This window comes from Xanthobacter albus, from assembly GCF_043194895.2.
GTDB lineage: Bacteria > Pseudomonadota > Alphaproteobacteria > Rhizobiales > Xanthobacteraceae > Xanthobacter.
Genome location: NZ_CM195532.1, coordinates 728,189 through 748,371, shown reverse-complemented (window position 1 = coordinate 748,371; position 20,183 = coordinate 728,189). Strand labels below are relative to the sequence as shown.

General features: G+C 71.2%; 16 protein-coding genes. 11 read left to right on the top strand and 5 right to left on the bottom strand.

Annotated features, from left to right (window positions below):
• Positions 1-163 precede the first annotated feature (163 nt).
• Positions 164-1,393 (top strand): ArgE/DapE family deacylase, encoded by a 1,230-nt coding sequence (locus V5F75_RS03320; RefSeq protein WP_394033076.1) that lies wholly within the window; start codon positions 164-166, stop codon positions 1,391-1,393.
• A 119-nt stretch (positions 1,394-1,512) separates the two neighbouring features.
• Here the strand turns inward: V5F75_RS03320 and V5F75_RS03315 are convergent, their stop codons facing one another.
• From V5F75_RS03315 to rpsT, 5 genes are all read right to left on the bottom strand, one after another.
• Positions 1,513-2,172 carry a L,D-transpeptidase gene (locus V5F75_RS03315; RefSeq protein ID WP_394033075.1) on the bottom strand — a complete coding sequence of 220 codons (660 nt, stop codon included), beginning with the start codon at positions 2,170-2,172 and terminating at the stop codon, positions 1,513-1,515.
• Positions 2,173-2,529: 357 nt separating this feature from the next.
• Entirely contained in the window at positions 2,530-3,672 is a 1,143-nt protein-coding gene (gene recF / locus V5F75_RS03310; RefSeq protein ID WP_394033074.1) for a DNA replication/repair protein RecF, read from the bottom strand.
• Positions 3,673-3,952: 280 nt separating this feature from the next.
• Complete coding sequence (gene dnaN / locus V5F75_RS03305; protein WP_394033073.1) at positions 3,953-5,077, bottom strand: DNA polymerase III subunit beta; 1,125 nt, start codon at positions 5,075-5,077, stop codon at positions 3,953-3,955.
• Between the two features lie 458 nt (positions 5,078-5,535).
• Positions 5,536-6,972, bottom strand: a complete 1,437-nt coding sequence (dnaA, locus tag V5F75_RS03300) for a chromosomal replication initiator protein DnaA (RefSeq protein WP_394033072.1) — start codon at positions 6,970-6,972, stop codon at positions 5,536-5,538.
• 1,108 nt (positions 6,973-8,080) lie between these two features.
• Positions 8,081-8,347 carry a 30S ribosomal protein S20 gene (gene rpsT, locus V5F75_RS03295; RefSeq protein WP_394033071.1) on the bottom strand — a complete coding sequence of 89 codons (267 nt, stop codon included), beginning with the start codon at positions 8,345-8,347 and terminating at the stop codon, positions 8,081-8,083.
• Between the two features lie 331 nt (positions 8,348-8,678).
• On the opposite strand from rpsT, the gene V5F75_RS03290 reads away from it, so the two are divergent.
• From V5F75_RS03290 to tsaE, 10 genes are all read left to right on the top strand, one after another.
• On the top strand, positions 8,679-9,680 hold the full coding sequence (locus V5F75_RS03290) for a complex I NDUFA9 subunit family protein (protein ID WP_394033070.1): 1,002 nt from the start codon (positions 8,679-8,681) through the stop codon (positions 9,678-9,680).
• Positions 9,681-9,760: 80 nt separating this feature from the next.
• A complete protein-coding gene (locus V5F75_RS03285) occupies positions 9,761-10,453 on the top strand; it encodes a phosphoribosylanthranilate isomerase (RefSeq protein WP_394033069.1) in 693 nt (230 codons plus the stop codon).
• On the top strand, positions 10,450-11,661 hold the full coding sequence (trpB, locus tag V5F75_RS03280; protein ID WP_394033068.1) for a tryptophan synthase subunit beta: 1,212 nt from the start codon (positions 10,450-10,452) through the stop codon (positions 11,659-11,661). Before V5F75_RS03285 ends, trpB begins: the two co-directional genes overlap by 4 nt.
• Positions 11,658-12,002: a hypothetical protein gene (locus V5F75_RS03275; protein ID WP_394033067.1), complete on the top strand. Its 345-nt coding sequence runs from the start codon at positions 11,658-11,660 to the stop codon at positions 12,000-12,002. Before trpB ends, V5F75_RS03275 begins: the two co-directional genes overlap by 4 nt.
• 49 nt (positions 12,003-12,051) lie before the next feature.
• A complete protein-coding gene (gene trpA, locus V5F75_RS03270; protein ID WP_394033632.1) occupies positions 12,052-12,879 on the top strand; it encodes a tryptophan synthase subunit alpha in 828 nt (275 codons plus the stop codon).
• 75 nt (positions 12,880-12,954) lie between these two features.
• The gene (locus V5F75_RS03265; protein ID WP_394033066.1) at positions 12,955-13,428 is read left to right on the top strand and encodes an HXXEE domain-containing protein; all 474 of its coding nucleotides are present in this window, start codon (positions 12,955-12,957) and stop codon (positions 13,426-13,428) included.
• Between the two features lie 123 nt (positions 13,429-13,551).
• Positions 13,552-14,445 carry an acetyl-CoA carboxylase, carboxyltransferase subunit beta gene (accD, locus tag V5F75_RS03260; protein WP_394033065.1) on the top strand — a complete coding sequence of 298 codons (894 nt, stop codon included), beginning with the start codon at positions 13,552-13,554 and terminating at the stop codon, positions 14,443-14,445.
• Between the two features lie 24 nt (positions 14,446-14,469).
• A complete protein-coding gene (locus V5F75_RS03255; protein WP_394033064.1) occupies positions 14,470-15,798 on the top strand; it encodes a bifunctional folylpolyglutamate synthase/dihydrofolate synthase in 1,329 nt (442 codons plus the stop codon).
• 340 nt (positions 15,799-16,138) lie between these two features.
• Positions 16,139-18,616 carry a sensor histidine kinase gene (locus V5F75_RS03250; RefSeq protein WP_394033063.1) on the top strand — a complete coding sequence of 826 codons (2,478 nt, stop codon included), beginning with the start codon at positions 16,139-16,141 and terminating at the stop codon, positions 18,614-18,616.
• Positions 18,616-20,169, top strand: a complete 1,554-nt coding sequence (tsaE, locus tag V5F75_RS03245) for a tRNA (adenosine(37)-N6)-threonylcarbamoyltransferase complex ATPase subunit type 1 TsaE (protein ID WP_394033062.1) — start codon at positions 18,616-18,618, stop codon at positions 20,167-20,169. Before V5F75_RS03250 ends, tsaE begins: the two co-directional genes overlap by 1 nt.
• The last annotated feature ends 14 nt before the right edge of the window (positions 20,170-20,183 follow it).

Here is a 20,183-nt window from a genome sequence, read left to right as displayed (position 1 = left end):
CGCCGGTCCGTGCCCACGGATCACCGCCCGGCCCGCCGTCGCTGCGCCCGGTGCCGGGAGAGGTCCGTTGCGCGCCGCGCCGGCCCGTGCCATGCCGCCGGGCCTGCCGCGCCCTCCGTTTCCTGCGCCGAAGCCGCGGCACCTGCCACGCGAGGATCGATCCATGCCCGCCACCGAAGCCGACCTGCTGCGCCGCCTCATCGCCGAACGGGCGGAGGACCGGCGCCGCTTCCTGGCCGAGCTGGTGAAGGTGCCCTCCGACAACCCGCCCGGCGACTGCGCGCCCCACGCGGCCCGCGCCGCCGCCCTGCTGGAGGAGCTTGGCTTCACCGTGGAGCGCCACGCCGTGCCGGAGCCGACGGTGAAGGCGGCGGGCATGGTCTCGGTGACCAACCTCATCGTGCGCCACCGCTTCGGCGCCGGCCCCACCGTCGCCCTCAACGCCCATGGCGACGTGGTGCCGCCCGGCGAGGGCTGGACCCACGATCCCTATGGCGCCGAGGTGGTGGACGGGGTGATGTATGGCCGGGGCGTCGCGGTCTCGAAATCCGATTTCGCCACCTACGCCTTTGCCCTCGACGCGCTGAAGCGCTCGGGCCTGCCGCTGAAGGGCGCCGTGGAGCTGCATTTCACCTATGACGAGGAGATCGGCGGCGAGGTGGGGCCGGGCTGGCTGCTGGCGCAGGGCCTCACGAAGCCCGACTATGCCGTTTCCGCCGGCTTCAGCTATGCGGTGGTGTGGGCCCACAACGGCTGCCTGCACCTGGAGGTGGAGGTGAGCGGCCGCTCCGCCCACGCCGCCATTCCCGCCACCGGCATCGATGCCCTGGAGGCGGCGACGCACATCCTCTCGGCTCTCTACGCCTATCGCGGCACGCTGAAGGGCAAGGTGTCGGAGGTCGCGGGCATCGGCGCGCCGCAGCTCAACGTGGGGCTCATCTCCGGCGGCATCAACACCAATGTGGTGCCGGACCGGGTGGTGTTCCGCCTCGACCGGCGCATCGTGCCGGGCGAGAGCCCGGAGCAGGTGGAGGAGGAGGTGCGCGCGGTGATCGCCCGCGCGGCGGCCGATTTCCCGCAGGCGCGCCTGACCGTCCGCCGCATCCTGCTGGCGCGGCCGCTGGTGCCCGGCGAAGGCGCGCGGCACCTCGCCGCCGTCATCTGCCGCAACGCCTCCGCCGTGGTGGGGGAGGAGGTGCGCCCCACCGGCGTGCCGCTCTACACCGACGCGCGGCTCTATGCGGAAGCGGGCGTGCCCGTGGTGCTCTACGGCGCCGGTCCCCGCACCATCGAGGAAGCCAATGGCCACCGCGCCGACGAGAACCTGCGCCTGTCCGACCTGGACAAGGCGACCGAGGTCATCGCCCTGACGCTCCGGGACCTGCTGGGCTGAGGGCGAGGGAAGGGCGCCGCCCGCCCTCCTCGAACCGGAGGGCGGAGCGCATTGGCCGGGCCATGGCGCGGGCAGTGCGACAGTCGCCGCCCGCGCCCCTGACCGGAAGGCGCCGCGGCTCAGCCGGCGACGTAGACGCGGGTGCCGCTGGGCACGCGCTCATAGAGGTCGATGATGTCCTGGTTGAGCAGGCGGATGCAGCCCGAGGACACCTGCTGGCCGATGCTCCAGGGCTCGATGGTGCCGTGGATGCGGAACATGGTGTCGCGGTCGCCGTCATAGAGATAGAGCGCGCGGGGGCCGAGCGGGTTGTCCTCGCCGCCCGGCAGGCCGGCGGCATAGGGGCCGTAGCGCTGGGGCTGGAGCTTGATCATGTTGGCCGTGGGCGTCCAGTGCGGCCACTTCTCCTTGCGCTTGACGGCGGCCCAGCCCTTGAAGGAGTAGCCCTGCTTGCCCACGCCGACGCCGTAGCGCAGCGCCTTGCCATCCTTCTGGACGAGGTAGAGGTACTTCTCGTTGATATCGACCACGATGGTGCCGGGCGCCACCGGGGGCAGGTGGCGCGGATAGGCCACCTCCTGGCGCAGGAACTTCGGGTCCACCTCGCTGATGTCGGTGGCGTCCACCGGGTGCGGCTCGCCGTCGATGGGGCCGTACATGCGCGCCATGGGGCTCACCGGCGGCGGCGAATTGGTGACGCAGGCGGCGAGCATGAGGGGAGCCGCGAGAACGAACAGGCGACGCGAGAGAAACTCGGGCTTTATGGGATCACTGGCCATGGTCTGCCCAACACGGAGGGAACGGGTTGCCATCGCGCATCAACGCACGGCGCGCAGCCGGAGGCCCGCCTGCTTTCTGCGTATCTCATCGCGGTGAGGTATCGTTAAGGTTAACGCCACGGAAAAATCCGCTCACGGGTTTCCCACCGGCGCGGGAAAGGCTGTAGCACGCGCCGTCGCCGTTCGGGTGGCCTGCATGCAACACTTCCGGTCGGAATGGCCATCTGGCGTCTTTTTTCGCATGCCGCGGCGGCGCTCATACCAAGGCCCGTGAGTTCGACTCAAGTGCCTTGGTTAAGACCGCGCGGCGCTTGAGCGGACCCACTCGGCGCCGGTCAAAGACCAGGGCCGATGGCATCAACCGGCCGGCACCACCCGGCCGGGCGAAACGGTGAAGCGCTCGGCGCCGTCGAGGGCCGCGAAGGCTGCGGGATCGGCCCCCGTCATCCAGACCTGGGCGCCCAGCCGCGCCAGCGCCTCGAACAGGCCCTCCCGGCGCTGCGAATCGAGATAGGCCGCCACGTCGTCCAGAAGCAGCACCGGCGACAGCCCCTGCATGGCCGCCACCAGCCGCGCATGGGAGAGGGTGAGGCCGATGAGCAGGGATTTCTGCTCCCCCGTGGAGCAGCGCGCGGCCGGCAGCTCCTTCACCCCGTGGCTCACCTCGAGGTCGCACAGGTGCGGGCCCTCCAGGGTGCGGCCGGCGGCGCGGTCGCGGTTGCGATTGTCGCGCAGCAGGGCGCGGTAGCGATCCTCGGCCTCCAGCGCCGGCATCTCGGCGACGAGCCGTTCCAGCGCACCTTCGAGCGCGATCCGGGCGAACGGGAAGGGGGAGGCATCGTCGCGGTGGGCGGCGATCTCCGCGGAAAGGCGCGCCACCGTCTCCAGCCGCGCCGCCGCCACCGCCACCGCCAGCTCCGCCAGCTCGTGCTCCACGGCGTCGAGGAAGCGCGGGCCGCCATTTTCCTCCAGCAGCCGGTTGCGGGCGCGCAGCGCGCGCTCCAGCGCGTTCACGCGGGTGCCGTGGCCGGCGTCCACCGCCAGCACCAGCCGGTCGAGATAGCGCCGCCGTTCGGCGGGCGGGCCGGTGAACAGGCCGTCCATCTCCGGCGTCAGCCAGATCACCTTCAGGTGGTCGAGGAAGGCGGAGGCGGAGGGCACGGGCTCGCCGTCGATGCGGCAGCGCCGCTGGGGCGTCTCCAATCCGTCGAGGCCGGTGCCGAGTCGCGCCTCGCCGAGCGCGCCCTCCACCCGTGCGGAAACCGCCCAGCTCCCCGGCGCGCCGAGGCCGGCCTCCGGCCCCTGCCGGCCCACCTCGGTGAGATGGGCGCGCCGCAGCCCCCGGCCGGGGGAGAGGAAGGACACCGCTTCCAGCACATTGGTCTTGCCGGCGCCGTTGGGCCCGGTGAGCACCACCATGCCTTCGCCCACCATGAGCTGCGCCGCCCCGTAGGAGCGGAAGCGGGTGAGGGCGAGGGTGCGGATGCGGGCGTGAAGCATGGCCGGAAAATGAGGAGGCGCGGCCTCGGCGGACGGCCGATCCTGGAGCATTTCCGGCGAAAACCGGTCCGCCGGAAATGCTCTAACTTATTGGTTCGACGCAATTCCGGACGCAAAACCGCTGCGCGTTCTTGCTGGAATTGCTCTAGGGCATTTCCCCGTTTCATGGAAACGGGAAATGCCCTCGATTCCTGAATTGACGCGTTTTCGAGCGAACCGGTTTCCACGTCGCTCGAAAACGCTCTGGTCGCGCGCTGCCTTCGAGGCGGCGCGCGGGCGCTCACACCCGCATGGGCATCAGCACGTAGAGGGCGTCGGTCCTGGTGGAGTCACGCACCAGCGTGGGCGAGCCGGGGTCCGCCAGCTTCAGCTCTGCGGTGTCGCCCTCGAGCTGGGCGGTGATGTCGAGCAGGTAGCGGGAGTTGAAGCCGATATCGAGCGGCTCGGCGGCGTAATCCACCTCCAGCTCCTCGGTGGCGCTGCCCGAATCGGGATTGGTGACCGACAAGGTGAGCTTGCCCTCGGCGAGGGAGAGCTTCACCGCCCGCCCGCGCTCGCTGGACACGGTGGAGACGCGGTCCACCGCGGCGGCGAACTCGTCCTTGTCCACGTTCAGGATCTTGTCGTTGCCCTGGGGAATCACGCGGCCGTAGTCGGGGAAGGTGCCGTCGATCAGCTTGGAGGTGAGCACGATGGCGCCCACCTGCACCCGGATCTTGGTGGAGGAGATGGAGACGGTGGCCTCCGCTTCCTTGTCCTCCAGGAGCTTCTGGATCTCGGCCACGGTCTTGCGGGGCACGATGACGCCCGGCAGGCCGGCCGCGCCCTCCGGCGCCTCCAGCTCGGCCTGGGCAAGGCGGTGGCCGTCGGTGGCGACCGCCCGCAGCATGGGCTTGCTGGTCTGCGCCGGGTCGGTCACGTGCAGGTAGATGCCGTTGAGGTAGTAGCGCGTCTCCTCGGTGGAGATGGCGAACTGGGTCTTGTCCACCAGGCGGCGGAACTCCACGCCCTTCACCTTGAAGGTGTGCGGGAAGTCGCCGGCGGCGAGGTCGGGGAAGTCGTCCTCGGGCAGGGTCTGGAGCTGGAAGCGGGCGCGGCCGGCGCGCACGGTGAGCGTGCCGCGCTCGCCACCCGCCTCGAGCTGCACCTGGGCGCCCTCGGGCAGCTTGCGCACGATGTCGTAGAGCACGTGCGCGGGCACGGTGGTGCCGCCGGGCTGGCCCACCTCGGCGGGCACGGTCTCCACCACCTCCAGGTCGAGGTCGGTGGCCTTGAGCTCCAGCCCGGACTTGCCCGCGCGGATGAGCACGTTGGCGAGAATCGGGATGGTGTTGCGCCGTTCCACGACGCGGTGCACGTGGCTCAGCGACTTGAGAAGCTCGGTGCGCTCGACGGTGACCTTCATGGCCCAGGCCCGTTCGTTCTTCGCCCCGTAGCGGCCGCCGCGGGCGCAGGGCGCGCGGCGGGCACTTCGGGCCATTGATGCTTCACGCCTCCTCACGCGGGCCGGCATCGGCCTCGCGCGGAAGCGCTCCGGAAGAGGACCCGCCGGATGCTGAAGATCCGGACGGCGGGGCCGCCTCCAAATTCGAGGGGCGGAGCAGCGGCCCGGCCCTTCCCGCGCGGGGCGGGGCCGGAACGGCTCCTGGGTGGCGGACGCACGCGAGAGCGCGCGCCGGGCCGCCGACATTGCCGCCCATGCCCGCGCAAAGCAAGGGCGGGCGGCGAAATTCCCGCCGAGGTCCGGCTTGTCCCCGCCGATCCACAGCCCAAGGTGCGCTGCCTTGCCGGCAAAACGCAGAAGGCCGGCGGAGCGCCCCCGCCGGCCTTCTGGCAGAACCCGTCGCTGGCGCGTGGTGGCCCTCAGGCCTCCTGCACCGCGCGCTTCAGCACCTCGATCTCGTCGGCGAGCACGCGATCGGTGCCGACGAGGCGGTCGATCTTGCGCACGGCGTGCAGCACGGTGGTGTGGTCCCGCCCGCCGAAGCGCCGGCCGATCTCCGGCAGGGAGCGCAGGGTGAGGGTCTTGGCGAGGTACATGGCCACCTGGCGCGGCTTCACCACGTTGGCGGTGCGGCGCTGGGACAGGAGATCGGCGCGCGAGACGTTGTAGTGCTTGGCCACGATGCGCAGGATGTCGTCCACCCGCACCCGCTTCGGGTCGCAGGGGCGGATGATGTCCTTGATGGCGTTCTCGGCCATCTCCAGGGTCACCGGCTCGCCGGTGAGCTGGTTGAAGGCGAGCAGCTTGTTGAGCGCGCCGTCGAGGTCGCGGCCGCTCTGGCCCAAGGAGCGGGCGAGGAATTCCAGCACCGGCGCCGGCACGGTGAAGCCCTTGTGCTGCTCGGCCAGGGTCTGGTAGCGCGCCTTCAGGATCTCGAGGCGCAGGTCCTCCTCCAGCGGCGCCAGCTCCACCACGAGCCCGCCGGCGAGGCGCGAGCGGACCCGCTCGTCGAGATGCTCCAGCTCGGCCGGCACGCAGTCCGCCGCCACCACCACCTGCCGCCCGCCGTCGAGCAGGGCGTTGAGGGTGTGGCAGAATTCCTGCTGCAAATTGTTGCCCTTGAGGAACTGCAGGTCGTCGATCACCAGGGTGTCGATGGTGCGCAGCGCATCCTTGAAGGCGATGGCCGAATGGGTCTTCAGCGCGGCGACGAAGCCGTACATGAAGCGTTCGGCGGTGAGGTAGATGGCGCGCCGGCCCTTCTTCTCGGCCGCCCACACCACCGCCTGCAGCAGGTGAGTCTTGCCGAGGCCCACGGCCGCGTGGAGGTAGAGCGGGTTGAACACCGGGTTGGCGCCGCTCGCGGCCTCGGCCACCTGGCGGGCGGCCGCATGGGCGAGGGAGTTGGACTTGCCCACCACGAAGGTGTCGAAGGTCAGGCGCGCGTCGAGCGGCGAGCCCGAGGACATGTCGGAGGCGATGGAATTGACGGTGGCGCTGGCCTGGACCGGGGCAGGCGCTGCCAAGGGCGTCGCGGGGGCGGTGGGGCGCGCCTCGGGGCTGCGCTCGCTCACCACTTCGCGCCGGCCGGTGGCCTTCAGCGGCATGGGACGGGCCACGGCGCTGCGCACGGCCACATCCACGCGCCGGCGCGCGCCGCTCTCCTCCGCGAACAGCTCGCAGATTCGCGGCAGGTAGTTCTCCTGGATCCAGGACTTCAGGAATCGCGTGGGCACCGAGAGGTGCACGGCGTCGCCGGTGAGGCCGTCGAGCTCCATGCGGGCGAACCAGCTGGAGAACTTCTCTTCACCGATCTCTTCGTGCAGGCGCTGGCGGACGCGCTCCCAGGGGGTCATTTCGGCATCGGTCCCAACATTGGCGGCAAGGCCGGCCGCGATGGCGGCTCTGCCGGGTTGTGAGTCATCGGTCGTGTGCGGTTTGAGCATAGAAAGCCTTCCGCGCCGCGAGGCGCGGTCCCGATTGAAGCGCAGATCTCCCTCGCGCCCCGGTGGGCGGCGCGGTCCTCATGCGCGGGTTGGATCAGACGATGTGGCCTTTACCCGTCGGACGTCACGCTAACGCGGCATCATGTGCTCGCCGTCGCGGGGGCCACGGGGCGGGGCGCGGCGGCGCGCCCCGGAATCGAAGATGCGATGGGAACGGGCCGCATGGCGCTCCGGAGGACCGGGGAGGAAGCAAGAGCTGCCGCATTCGATGCGCCATGTGTGCGTGAAGTCATAGCCGCTCCCTCTACCGTCGGCGGGTACGCCCCGGCTGCCGCTTCAATGAACCAGATTTCTTGCTGCTTTTAAATCACCCGAGAGTGGAACTGATGCCCACTCCCGGCATGGCTGCCGCAGTCCGAAGTGCATCTGCGTGGCAGGTGCGGTGGAACCGCAGGGTGTCATGTATAGTTAAAGTCACGACCTCCCCCTCCTCTGCCACGAAGAGTCTTTAAATCTTCAATCTGTCGGTGAAAACTCGGCGTCGCCCCCGAGGTGAATTTGACCATACACAGCCCCTCCCGGGGGTGCAACGCCTTTCCCCGCCACTGTGGGATAGCGGGTAAAAAGGTCGCTCCGGGGCCTTTTCACAGGCGCGCGGAGCAGTCGGCAAACCTCTGGCGAAGCTGCGAGAATCCAAGGGTTCCGTAAGATCGTGCCGACTCTGCGGAAGGCCCCTCCTTAGGTGTCGAAGTACCCGGGGTGGGAAGGGGGCAGAGCGGGCTTCCGCCTTTGCCCTGTAAGTCGCTAAGCCGCATATCGATTTTCTGCGCGATCGGGGAGGAGAGGAAAAACGGCCGCGTGACCGCCGAACCGGGGCTGGCTTGACGCGCCGGAGAGATTGCGCAAGCCCGGCGATTCTCTGCCGCGAGACGGTACGCAGGCACAAAAAAGGCCCGGCTCAGCCGGGCCTTCGGGAACCTGCGGGCAGGTGAAGCGCGCGGGGCGCGCGGCGCCGCGATCAGGCGCTGAGCTTGCGCACCCGGGCCGCGAGGCGGGACACCTTGCGGGAGGCGGTGTTCTTGTGCAGCACGCCCTTGGTGACGGCCCGCATGATCTCGGGCTCGGCAACCTTGAAGGCGGCGGAGGCGGCAGCGGCGTCGCCGGTGCTGATGGCATCCTCGAGCTTGCGCAGATAGGTGCGCACGCGCGAGCGACGCGAACGGTTCACTTCGGTCCGGCGCTCGATCTTGCGCGCCGCTTTCTTGGCGGAAGGCGTATTGGCCATCGGCCGTCCTTGCTGGTTAGCGCAATGCGGATCAAAGCCTCGCGGCCAACCCGTCCTGCGTTGGAATGGCTGAAAACGCTTGCGGCTCGCGCCGCCTGCGAAGTGCCGGGCTTATAGTGGGGACCGGCGCCGCCGTCAAGACGGACTCGGAGCCGCCGAACGATGCCGTTCCGTGCCCGCGCGGGGCGCCGCGGCCGTCTGGCCGCTGGACGGAAACCGTCTCCATCGCGTATGTCGTGCCGGCGTTCTAATATAGTGTGTGCGGCGGCGGCGCGGGGCAAGGCTCCGCGAACGGGCCCGCCGGACAGGCAGACAGCAGCGGGGGTCAGGCATGAGCGACGTGGCCGTGAGCGATTTCGCGGTGACCGATCGTCCGGTGAGCGACAGCCTCGTGACGGTGTTCGGAGGCTCCGGCTTCCTGGGCCGGCACGTGGTGCGCGCGCTGGCGCTCAGGGGCTATCGCGTGCGGGTGGCGGTGCGGCGGCCCGAGCTCGCGGGCTTCCTCCAGCCGCTCGGCTATGTCGGCCAGATCCAGGTGGTGCAGGCCAACGTGCGTTACCCCGAGTCGGTGGAGCGCGCCGTGGCGGGCGCCGACGTGGTGGTGAACCTCGTGGGCGTGCTGGTGGAGAGCGGCCGGCAGCGCTACGACGCGCTGCACGTGGCCGGCGCGCGGGCGGTGGCGAGCGCCGCCGCCAGGGCGTCCGTTCCGCTGGTTCACACCTCCGCCATCGGCGCCGACAAGGCATCCCCCTCGGGCTACGGCCGCAGCAAGGCCGACGGCGAGGAGGCGGTGAAGGCCGCCCACGGCGCCGCCGTGATCCTGCGTCCCTCGCTGCTATTCGGGCCGGAGGACACCTTCTTCAATCGTTTCGCCGCCATGGCGCAGCTTTCTCCGGCGCTGCCGCTGATCGGTGGCGGCGCCACCCGCTTCCAGCCCGTGTTCGTGGGCGATGTGGCCCTCGCCGTCGCCCGCGCGGTGGACGGCAAGGCCAAGGCCGGCGCCACCTATGAGCTGGGCGGGCCCGAGGTGCGCACCTTCAAGGAACTGATGGAACTGATGCTGCGCGAGATCGGCGCCCGCAAGGCGCTCATTTCGCTGCCGTTCGGTCTCGCCGGCCTGATCGCCGCTCTCACCCAGTGGATTCCCGGCGCGCCGCTGACCACCGACCAGGTGGCCATGCTGAAGGCTGACAACGTGGTCTCCGAGGCGGCCAAGAGCGAGGGGCGCACCCTCGACGGCCTCGGCGTCACCTCCACCGCGCTGCGGGTGGAGCTGCCCACTTACCTCTGGCGCTTCCGCAAGGCAGGCCAGTTCACGCAGCTGGAGTTCTGAGGGGCCGCGCCCGTCGGTTCCGCCGGCGGGCGCGCGGGCATGCGCCCGGGGCGGGGCGGATCCATCGGGGGATCTGATCCATGGGTTTCGACATCAAGATCTGCGGCCTCACCACCATGGAGGCCCTCGACGCGGCGCTGGAGGCCGGGGCCGACCTTGTCGGCTTCGTGCATTTTCCGAAGAGCCCGCGCCACCTGCCGCTGGCCGCTGCGCGGGCCCTCGCCGCCCATGTGCGCGGGCGGGCGCTGAAGGTGGCGCTCATGGTGAATGCCGACGACGCGCTCATCGCCGAGGTGATCGCCGCCCTCGATCCCGACATCCTGCAGCTCCACGGCGCCGAGACGCCGGAGCGGACACGCGAGATCCGCGCCCGCTTCGGCCGCCCGGTGATGAAGGCGCTGCCGGTGGCGACGCGGGACGACCTTTCCCGCGTGGGCGCCTACGCCGCCGTTTCCGACCGCCTGCTGTTCGACGCCAAGCCCGCGCCCGGCGCCCTGCTGCCCGGCGGCAACGGGCGGGTGTTCGACTGGGACCTGATCCGCGGCCTTGACGCCGGTCGCCCGCTCATGCTTTCCGGAGGACTTGATGCCGGCAACGTCGTCGAGGCCATCGCGGCGACCGGCGTGGACGGGGTGGACGTCTCCTCGGGGGTCGAAACGGCGCCCGGGGTGAAATCGCCCGAGAAGATCCACGCCTTCGTCGCCGCCGCGCGCCGCGCCAGCGCCGCCGCCGGCCATAGTCCGAACCTCCCATCGAAAGCCCAGGCTTCGTGAACGCGCCCAATTCCTACCGCACCGGCCCCGATGATCGCGGCCACTTCGGCATCCACGGCGGCCGCTTCGTGGCCGAGACCCTGATGCCGCTCATCCTGGAATTGGAGGCGGCCTACAAGGCCGCCCGCGCCGACCCCGCCTTCCAGGCCGAGATGGATTCCTACCTCTCGCACTATGTGGGCCGCCCCTCGCCGCTCTATTTCGCCGAGCGCCTCTCCGAGCACCTCGGCGGCGCCCGGGTGTACCTGAAGCGCGAGGAGCTGAACCACACCGGCTCCCACAAGGTGAACAACGTGCTCGGGCAGATCCTGCTCGCCCGGCGCATGGGCCGCACGCGGATCATCGCCGAGACCGGCGCCGGCCAGCACGGCGTGGCCACCGCCACCCTGTGCGCGCGCTTCGGGCTGAAGTGCGTGGTCTACATGGGCGCGGTGGACGTGGAGCGCCAGGCGCCCAACGTGTTCCGCATGAAGCTGCTCGGCGCCGAGGTGGTGCCGGTGCAGTCCGGCTCGCGCACCCTGAAGGACGCCATGAACGAGGCGCTGCGCGACTGGGTCACCAACGTTTCCGACACCTTCTACTGCATCGGCACGGTCGCCGGCCCGCACCCCTATCCCGCCATGGTGCGTGACTTCCAGTCCATCATCGGCCGCGAGACCCGCGCCCAGATGCTGGAGATGGAGGGCCGCCTGCCGGACAGCCTGGTGGCCGCGGTGGGCGGCGGCTCCAACGCCATGGGCCTGTTCCACGAGTTCCTGGACGAGCCGTCCGTGGAGATCTTCGGGGTCGAGGCCGCCGGGCGCGGCATCTCCACCGGGGAGCATGCCGCGGCCATCGAGGGCGGGCGCCCCGGCGTGCTGCACGGCAACCGCACCTACCTGCTGATGGACGACGACGGCCAGATCCAGGAGGCGCATTCCATCTCCGCCGGGCTCGATTATCCTGGCATCGGCCCGGAGCATTCCTGGCTCAATGACGTGGGGCGGGTGAAGTACATCCCCTGCACCGACCAGGAGGCGCTGGACGCGTTCCAGATCCTGACCAAGCTCGAGGGCATCATCCCGGCGCTGGAAAGCGCCCATGCCGTCGCCAAGGTTCTGGAGCTCGCGCCGCAGCGGCCGAAGGATCATCTGATGGTGGTCAACCTCTCGGGCCGCGGCGACAAGGACGTGCCGCAGGTGGCCGAGATTCTGGGGGCAAGCCTATGATCTCGAAGGGTTTCAAGGTCGCCTGTGCCGTCGCTTTCCCGCTTCTCGCCGTCGGCGCCGCCGACGCGGCGGGCATCCCGGAAGGGCTGAAGCTCTCCTCCGGTCCCGTTCGCACCGATCCTGCCGGGGCGTTCGTCTCGGTGGCGGTGGCCAACGCGACCTCGGGCATATTCGGCCAGGTGGTCGTCACCTGCACCTTCACGGGCGGCGGGCAGACCCTCGGCACCTCGTCCACCACCCTGTTCTCGGTCGTCGGCGGCACCACCGGCAGCGACCAGGTGCGCCTGCTCGGCGCCACCTCCGCCAAGGCCGCCAATTGCGAGATCACCAGCGCCCAGTGAGCGCGACCTCTCCCGCATGGGGAGAGGCAACCATGGCATGTCCCATCCGATGACCACCCGCATCGCCGCCCGCTTCGCCGCGCTCAAGGAGGAGGGCCGTCCCGCCCTCGTCACCTTCATCACCGCCGGCGATCCCGACGCCGAGACCTCCCTCGGCCTCCTGAGGACGCTGCCGGGCGCCGGCGCGGACATCATCGAGCTGGGCATCCCCTTCACCGATCCCATGGCCGACGGCCCGGCCATCCAGGCCGCCGGCCTCCGGGCCCTCAAGGGCGGGCAGACCCTGGCGAAGACCCTCGCCATGGTGAAGGCGTTCCGCGCCGAGGACGACGCGACCCCGATCGTGCTGATGGGCTACTACAACCCCATCTACGTCTACGGCGTGGACCGCTTCCTCGCCGATGCGCGCGCCGCCGGCGTGGATGGCCTCATCATCGTGGATCTGCCGCCGGAGGAGGACGACGAGCTGTGCCTGCCGGCGCTGGCGGCGGGCATCGATTTCATCCGCCTCGCCACCCCCACCACCGACGACGCGCGCCTGCCCACGGTGCTGAAGCACACGGCGGGCTTCGTCTATTACGTCTCCATCACCGGCATCACCGGCTCCGCCACGCCGGATGCGGACGCGGTGGGCCGCGCGGTGGCGCGCATCAAGGGCCACACCGACCTGCCGGTGGCCGTCGGCTTCGGCGTGAAGACGCCCGAGCAGGCAAAGGCGATCGCCGCCGGCGCCGACGGCGTGGTGGTGGGTTCCGCTTTGGTGGAAGCGGTGCGCCGCACCCTCGACGGCGAGGGAAGGGCGACCGCCAACACCGTGCCCGCCGTAGAGGCGCTGGTGGAAAGCCTGGCCGAGGCGGTGCGCGCCGTACGCCGTTGAGCGGCGGGGGCGGCGAGGGTAAAATGCGCTCGGCGCCGGGCTGCGGTGCCTTCGGCATTTCGGCGGAGCCGGGCCATGACGCTGACCGATCTCGCCTGGCTGGCCCTCGCGGCCTATGCCATTCACATGATGGAAGAGTACCAGTTCAACTGGCGGGACTGGGCGCGCGCCGTCATCGGCCTGCCGGTGGAATGGGGCGACTTCTATGTCACCAACGCCATCGTGGTGGTGCTGGGCATCGTGCAGGCGGAGCTTGCGGCCAGCATCCCATTCGCTGCACTTGTTTTCGCCGCGCTGATGCTCATCAATGCCACCTTCTTCCACGTGCTGCCGTTCCTGCTGACCCGCGGGCGCTTCTCGCCGGGGCTCATGACGGCGGTGGTGCTGTTTTATCCTCTGGGCATCGCCATCTTTGTCGCGGCGGCGGACGCGGGCGTGCTGGGCACGGCTGTCGCGGTGGGCGCCTTCGCGGTGGGCGCGCTGCTCATGGCCTCGCCGGTCGTGTTCCTGCGCCTGCGCGGACGCCCCTATTTCCGGCAGGATCGCTGAGCCGAGGCCGGTGGTGCTCACCTTGCCGCACTTTCGCCGCGACCCGCTTGCCATTAAAAGAAGTTGAGCAAATGCTGCACCGCGACGCGCGGCGATGACCGCCCGTCCCCGGAGAAAAGCCCCGTGAACTGGATTTCCAACGTCGTCCGCCCGAAGATCCGCGATTTCCTGGCGCGCCGCGAGGTTCCGGAGAACCTGTGGGTGAAATGCCCCGAAACCGGGCAGATGGTGTTCCACAAGGACCTGGAGGCGAACCTCTATGTGATCCCCGGCTCGGGCTATCACATGCGCATGGACGCCGTGCAGCGCCTCAAGGCCACCTTCGACAACGGCGTGTACGAGGAGGTGCCGCTGCCGGAGGTCGCCATCGACCCCCTGAAGTTCCGCGACGAGCGCCGCTATATCGACCGCCTGAAGGACGCCCGCGCCAAGACCGGCTACCAGGACGCCGTGAAGGTGGCCACCGGCCTGCTGGAGGAGCTGCCGGTGACCATCGCCGTGCAGGATTTCGGCTTCATGGGCGGCTCGCTCGGCATGGCCGCCGGCGAGGCGGTGGTGAAGGGCCTGCAGACCGCGGCCGAGAAGGGCACGCCCTTCATCATGTTCGCCGCCTCGGGCGGGGCCCGCATGCAGGAGGGCATCCTCTCGCTCATGCAGATGCCGCGCACCACCGCCGCCATCCAGGAGCTGCGCGAGGCGAAGAAGCCCTACATCGTGGTGCTCACCAATCCCACCACGGGCGGCGTCACCGCTTCCTACGCCATGCTGGGCGACGTGCAGATCTCCGAGCCCGGCGCGCTGATCGGCTTCGCCGGCCCGCGCGTGATCGAGCAGACCATCCGCGAGAAGCTGCCCGATGGCTTCCAGCGCGCCGAATATCTCGTGGCCCACGGCATGATCGACATGGTGGTGCACCGGCACCAGATGCGCGAGACCCTGGGCCGGCTCTGCCGCCTGCTCGTGAAGGCGCCCGCGCTGCCGCCCCAGGGCCGGCTGCCCGGCCCGGTGGCGGCCTGAGGCATTCGAAGGCACCCGACGACCATGGCCCTGCCGCAGCTGAAGTCCGAGCCCGTGGAGATCCTCGCGCGCCTCTCCGCGCTGCATCCGAAGAAGATCGACCTCTCCCTCTCCCGCATGGAGCGGCTGATGGAGGCGCTCGGCCATCCGGAGCGGCGGCTGCCGCCGGTGATCCACGTGGCGGGCACCAACGGCAAGGGCTCCACCATCGCCTTCATGCGCGCCATGCTGGAGGCCTCGGGCCGGCTGGTGCATGTCTACACCTCGCCGCACCTGGTGCGCTTCAACGAGCGCATCCGCCTCGGCGCGCCGGGCCGGGGCGAGCTGGTGAGCGACACCCTGCTCGCCGATGCCCTCGACCGGGTGGAGGCAGCCAACGGCGGCGCGCCCATCACCTTCTTCGAGATCACCACCGCGGCCGCCTTCGTGCTGTTCTCCGAGCATCCGGCGGACGTGCTGCTGCTGGAGGTGGGCCTGGGCGGCCGGCTCGACGCCACCAATGTGGTGCCCTCGCCGCGCACCAGCGTCATCACTCCCGTCTCCATCGACCACGTGGACTTCCTGGGCGCGACGGTGGAGGCCATCGCCGGCGAGAAGGCGGGCATCATCAAGCCGCGCGTGCCGGTGGTGGCGGGCGCGCAGCAGCCCGGGGCGCTGGCCGTGATCGAGCGCGCGGCGCAGCGGCTCCATGCGCCCCTGTTCGTGCGCGGCGAGCATTGGCACGTGCATGAGGAGGCCGGGCGCCTCGTCTATTCGGACGAGGACGGGCTCGTGGACCTCCCGCGTCCGCGCCTCGTGGGGCCGCACCAGATCGACAATGCGGGGCTCGCGGTGGCGGCCCTGCGCAGCCTGCGCCTTTCCGCCGCGGCGCAGGAGGCGGGCATTCTTTCCGCCGAATGGCCGGCGCGCCTGCAGCGCCTCTCCACCGGCGCCCTGGTGGCGCGCGCCCCCGCCGGCGCCGAGGTGTGGCTCGACGGCGGCCACAATGCCGCCGGCGGCGCCGCCCTCGCCCACGCCTTGTGCGGGCTGGAGGAGCGCTATTCCCGCCCGCTGGTGATGGTCATCGGCATGCTCGGCACCAAGGACGTGACCGGCTTCCTCGCCCCGTTCGCGGGCCTCGTGCGGGAGGCGGTGGCGGTGCCGGTGCCGGACAATCCCGCCGGCCTGAAGCCGGAGGACGTGGCCGCGGCGGCCGCCAGCCTCGGCATCAGGGCGCGGGTGGCACCCGACGTGGCGAGCGCGCTCGACAGCCTCGCGACCGTGCCCACGGTGCCGCCGGCGCGGGTGCTCATCTGCGGCTCGCTCTACCTCGCCGGCGCCGTGCTCGACGCCAACGGCACACCGGTGACCTGAGCCGGGCGGGGCCTTCCTGCCCTGTGGATGGCGGGGGCATCGCGACCGGCGGGCGTGGTCCAGGCGGGCAGTCGTTCCTTCGTGGGCCCGGGCCGGTCCCGGCGCCCCTTCAATGCCCCCCGGCCCTCCGGTAAAGTCCGGTTGACGAAATCGTGCTTGATTCGGGACGCGCAGGTCACCGGCGTGTTGCGCGCGGTCGGTGGTCAGCGCAGGCGTTCGTGCGAGCCCCGTCCGTTCCGGATTTCAGGGGCGCGCTCCGTTCGGATCGGCCGGCGCCATGACCGGATTTCAAGCCGCCGGGTCTGGCCGGCGGGCGGCTTCAGCAAGAGGGCAGGGGCGAATGGTGAAGCGCGGCGCGAAGTGGGGAGCCGAAGGGCTCCTGGGCCGGATGCCCGCCGCCGGGCGTCCCGTCGGCCTGCGCGCTCGCGCCGCGCGCCCGCTCGCGGCCCTGCTGGCCTCCACCGCCCTCGTCGCCTGGAGCGGCCCCGCGGCGGCCGGCGTAGGCACGACGGCGGCGGGCGCCGCGCCCTGGCTCGCGGCATTCGTCTTCGGCGCGGCTGCGGTAGCAGCCTGGGTCCAGGGCCTGCGCCGCGCCGGGGCGGCGCAGGCCGCGTGCGCGGCGGCCGAGGCGCGGGCCGAGGAGGCCGCCACCAGCACCGCGCGGGCCCGGGCGGAAGCGCACAGCCTGCGCCATCTTCTGGGTTCCGGCGCCGATTGCGCGCTGATCTGGCTGCGCGCGGGCGCGCCGGCGGAGAGCTTCGGCGTGCCGGAGGAGGCGCGCGCGGGCTGGCTCGGCGCCGCCGCCGCGCGCGATGTGGAGGCCGCCCTTGCCGTCTTGCGCGGGGGCGAGGCCGAGTTGGAGCGCGCCGTTACGGCGGCGGACGGGCGCGCCTTCCGGCTCTCCGGCCGCAGTCTCAACGGCGCCGGGGTGCTGATGGTGCACCCCGCGGCCGCCGATACGGGTGGCGCCGATGCCGCAGGCCTCGCGGCGGTGCTCGACGCCACCCCCGCGCCGGCGTGGCTGAGGGCGCCGGACGGCACGCTGTCTTATGTGAACCCCGCCTTCGTGACGGCGGTGGGGGCCGCTTCCGCCGAGGAGGCGCGGGCCCAGGGCCTCGACCTGCTCGACAGCAAGGCGCGCGCTGCCGCCGCCAGCGCGGAGGAGGGTTCCGGCGCCTTCCAGGGCCGGGTGCGGGCGGTGACGCGCGGCCAGCGCCGCCAGCTCGATGTGGTGGAGGTGGCGGGCCCCTTTGGCATCGCCGGCCTCGCGGTGGACGTCACCGACCTGGAGGCGGCGCGGGCGGAGACGGCGCGCACGGTGGCCGCCCATCGCCGCACCCTGGACCAGCTCACCACGGCGGTCGCCATCTTCGGCGCCGACGAGCGGCTGGTGTTCCACAATGCCGCCTATGAGCGGCTGTTCGATTTCTCCCCCGCCTTCCTGGACCAGCGCCCTTCCGACGGGCAGATCCTCGACAACCTGCGCACCCGCCGCAAGGTGCCCGAGCAGGCGGACTTCCCGGCCTGGCGCGCGCAGCTGCGCGAGGCCTACCGCGCGCTGGAGCCGGTGAACGACTGGTGGCACCTGCCCGGCGGCGAGATGCTGCGGGTGGTCATCACCCCCAATGCGGAAGGCGGCGTCACCTATCTGTTCGACGACCTCTCCGAGCATGTGGCCCTGGAGAGCCGCTACAACACCCTCATCCGCATCCAGGGCGAGACGCTGGACGCACTGGCGGAGGCGGTGGCGGTGTTCGGCAGCGAAGGCCGGCTCCATCTCTACAACGAGGCGTTCCTCTCCCTCTGGGCGCTGGACGCGCAGGCGCTGGGCGACAAGCCCCACATCGACGCGGTGGCGGCGCTCTGCCGCTCGCGCCACGGGGAGAGCGCGGCCTTCTCGCGCATCCGCTCGGTGGTGACCGCCATGGAGCACCGCGAGAGCGTGACCCTGCGCCTGGAGCGGGCTGACGGGCGGGTGCTGGACGGCACCGCCCAGCCCCTGCCCGATGGCGGCACCCTCGTGACCTTCCGCGATGTCACCGACAGCGTGAAGGTGGAGCGCGCCCTCATCGAGCGCGCCGAGGCGCTGGAAGCTGCGGACAAGCTGAAGAACGCCTTCGTCAGCCATGTCTCCTACCACCTGCGCACGCCCCTCAATACGCTGATGGGCTATGCCGACATGCTGCGCGAGGGGCTCGCCGGGCCGCTCAACACGCGCCAGCGCGACTATCTCGACCACATGCGCCAGTCCTCCGACCAGCTGCGCGCCCTCATCGACGACATCCTGGACCTCGCCAGCATCGACGCCGGCGCCATGGAGCTGGACCTCGCCGAGGTGGACGTGCGCGAAATTCTGGAGAGCGCCGCCGTGGCGGTGCACGACCAGGCGGAGGCGGCGGGCGTGCGCATCGCCGTGGCGCTGCCGGCGGATGCGGGGCGCTTCACCGCTGATCCCAAGCGGGTGCGGCAGATCCTGTTCAACCTCATCGCCAACGCCATCGCCGCCTCGCCCGAGGGCGGCACCGTGACCCTGGGCGCCGAGCGCCGGCCGCAGGCGGTGCTGCTCGCCGTGCGCGACGAGGGCGCCGGGGTGCCGCCGGAGCTGGCGGAGACCCTGTTCGAGCGCTTCGAGAGCCGCAATGCCAGCCCGCGCCATCGCGGCGTGGGGCTCGGGCTCGCCATCGTGCGCTCCTTCATGACGCTCCACGGCGGCTCGGTGAGCGTGGTGCCGGCGGCGACGCGCATTCCCGGCGCCGTGGGCACCCTCGCCACCTGCGTCTTCCCCCTCACCGGAACCTCGCACCAAGAGGCGGCCTGATGAGTGCCTTCATCCAGCGCATGGCCGACGAAGCCGGCGCCTATCAGGTGATCCTGCCGGATCTCGCCGCCACCGAGCGGCTCGGCGTGGAGCTCGCCTCGTGGTTCGGCGCCAATGACGTGATCACCCTTTCGGGCGATCTCGGCGCCGGCAAGACCGAGCTGGCGCGCGCCATCATCCGCGCCGTCGCGGGCAGCGCCGACATCGAGGTGCCGAGCCCCACCTTCCCCATCGTCATCACCTACGATTTCAGCCGCGGGCGGGTGGTGCACGCCGACCTCTACCGCATCGTCGAGGACGAGGAGCTGGACGAGATCGGCTGGGACGAGATCGGCGACGAGGCGCTGGTGCTGGTGGAATGGGCGGACCGGGCCGGCGAGCGCCTCTCCGCGGACCGGGTGGACGTGCTGCTCGCCCTGGCGCCGGAGCTGGGGCCCCAGGCGCGGGTGTGCGTGCTCACCGGCCACGGCGCTCTGGCCGCCCGGCTCGAGCGGCTCTATGTGGCGGAAACCCTGGTGGAGACGGCGGGCTTCGGCACGGCCGAGCGCGTGTTCCTGCAGGGCGACGCCTCCAGCCGCTCCTACACCCGCCTCGTCCTGCCCGGCCGCAGCGCCATCCTCATGAACGCGCCGGCCCGGCCGGACGGGCCCCCCATCCGCGAGGGCAAGTCCTACAGCCGGCTGGTGCACCTGGCGGAGGACGTGAAGCCCTTCGTGGCCATGGACCGGGCGCTGCTGGGGCAGGGCTTCTCGGCCCCGCAGATCTATGCCGCCGACATCGACGCCGGCCTGCTGGTGCTGGAGGACTTGGGCCAGGAGGGGGTGGTGCGCGGCGATCCGCCCGCGCCCGTGCGCGAGCGCTACGAGGCGGCCATCGGCGTGCTGGCGGCGCTGCACGCGCGCCCGCTGCCGCAGACGCTCCACGTGGCGCCGCGGGTGGAGCGTCCGCTGCCGGCCTATGACGTCGGGGCCTACCTCACCGAGGTGGACCTGATGCTGGACTGGTACCTGCCGGCCCGTGGCATCCGCATCGACGGCGTGGTGCGGGAGGAGTTCCACCTGTTCTGGCGCGGCGCGCTGCATCCGGTGCTGGACGAGACGCCCACATGGGTGCTGCGCGACTACCACTCCCCCAACCTCATCTGGCTGCCCGGCCGCGAGGGCCTGCGCCGGGTGGGGCTCATCGACTTCCAGGACGCGGTGATGGGGTCGGCGGCCTATGACGTGGTGTCCCTCACCCAGGACGCGCGGGTGGACGTGCCCGAGGCGCTGGAGCTGCAGCTCGTGGGCCACTACGTGAAGGCGCGGCGCGAGGCGGACCCCGGCTTCGACGTACGCGGCTTCGCGCGCTCCTATGCGGTGCTCGGGGCCCAGCGCGCCACCAAGATCCTCGGCATATTCACCCGGCTGGAGCGACGGGACGGCAAACCGCAATATCTGCGTCACATCCCGCGCGTACGGCGCTATCTGGCCCGCTGCCTCGGCCACCAGGAGCTCGGCTCGCTGCGCGCATGGTACGAGGCGGTGCTGCCTTCGAAGGATCTGAACTCGTGACGCCCATCCACAAG

What these genes read in the sequence shown, in the direction of transcription:
- V5F75_RS03320 (WP_394033076.1), top strand. Translation starts at nt 164, where the DNA reads ATGCCCGCCACCGAAGCCGACCTGCTGCGCCGCCTCATCGCCGAACGG.
- V5F75_RS03315 (WP_394033075.1), bottom strand. Translation starts at nt 2,172, where the DNA reads ATGGCCAGTGATCCCATAAAGCCCGAGTTTCTCTCGCGTCGCCTGTTC.
- recF (WP_394033074.1), bottom strand. Translation starts at nt 3,672, where the DNA reads ATGCTTCACGCCCGCATCCGCACCCTCGCCCTCACCCGCTTCCGCTCC.
- dnaN (WP_394033073.1), bottom strand. Translation starts at nt 5,077, where the DNA reads ATGAAGGTCACCGTCGAGCGCACCGAGCTTCTCAAGTCGCTGAGCCAC.
- dnaA (WP_394033072.1), bottom strand. Translation starts at nt 6,972, where the DNA reads ATGACCCCCTGGGAGCGCGTCCGCCAGCGCCTGCACGAAGAGATCGGT.
- rpsT (WP_394033071.1), bottom strand. Translation starts at nt 8,347, where the DNA reads ATGGCCAATACGCCTTCCGCCAAGAAAGCGGCGCGCAAGATCGAGCGC.
- V5F75_RS03290 (WP_394033070.1), top strand. Translation starts at nt 8,679, where the DNA reads ATGAGCGACGTGGCCGTGAGCGATTTCGCGGTGACCGATCGTCCGGTG.
- V5F75_RS03285 (WP_394033069.1), top strand. Translation starts at nt 9,761, where the DNA reads ATGGGTTTCGACATCAAGATCTGCGGCCTCACCACCATGGAGGCCCTC.
- V5F75_RS03275 (WP_394033067.1), top strand. Translation starts at nt 11,658, where the DNA reads ATGATCTCGAAGGGTTTCAAGGTCGCCTGTGCCGTCGCTTTCCCGCTT.
- trpA (WP_394033632.1), top strand. Translation starts at nt 12,052, where the DNA reads ATGACCACCCGCATCGCCGCCCGCTTCGCCGCGCTCAAGGAGGAGGGC.
- V5F75_RS03265 (WP_394033066.1), top strand. Translation starts at nt 12,955, where the DNA reads ATGACGCTGACCGATCTCGCCTGGCTGGCCCTCGCGGCCTATGCCATT.
- V5F75_RS03255 (WP_394033064.1), top strand. Translation starts at nt 14,470, where the DNA reads ATGGCCCTGCCGCAGCTGAAGTCCGAGCCCGTGGAGATCCTCGCGCGC.
- V5F75_RS03250 (WP_394033063.1), top strand. Translation starts at nt 16,139, where the DNA reads ATGGTGAAGCGCGGCGCGAAGTGGGGAGCCGAAGGGCTCCTGGGCCGG.
- tsaE (WP_394033062.1), top strand. Translation starts at nt 18,616, where the DNA reads ATGAGTGCCTTCATCCAGCGCATGGCCGACGAAGCCGGCGCCTATCAG.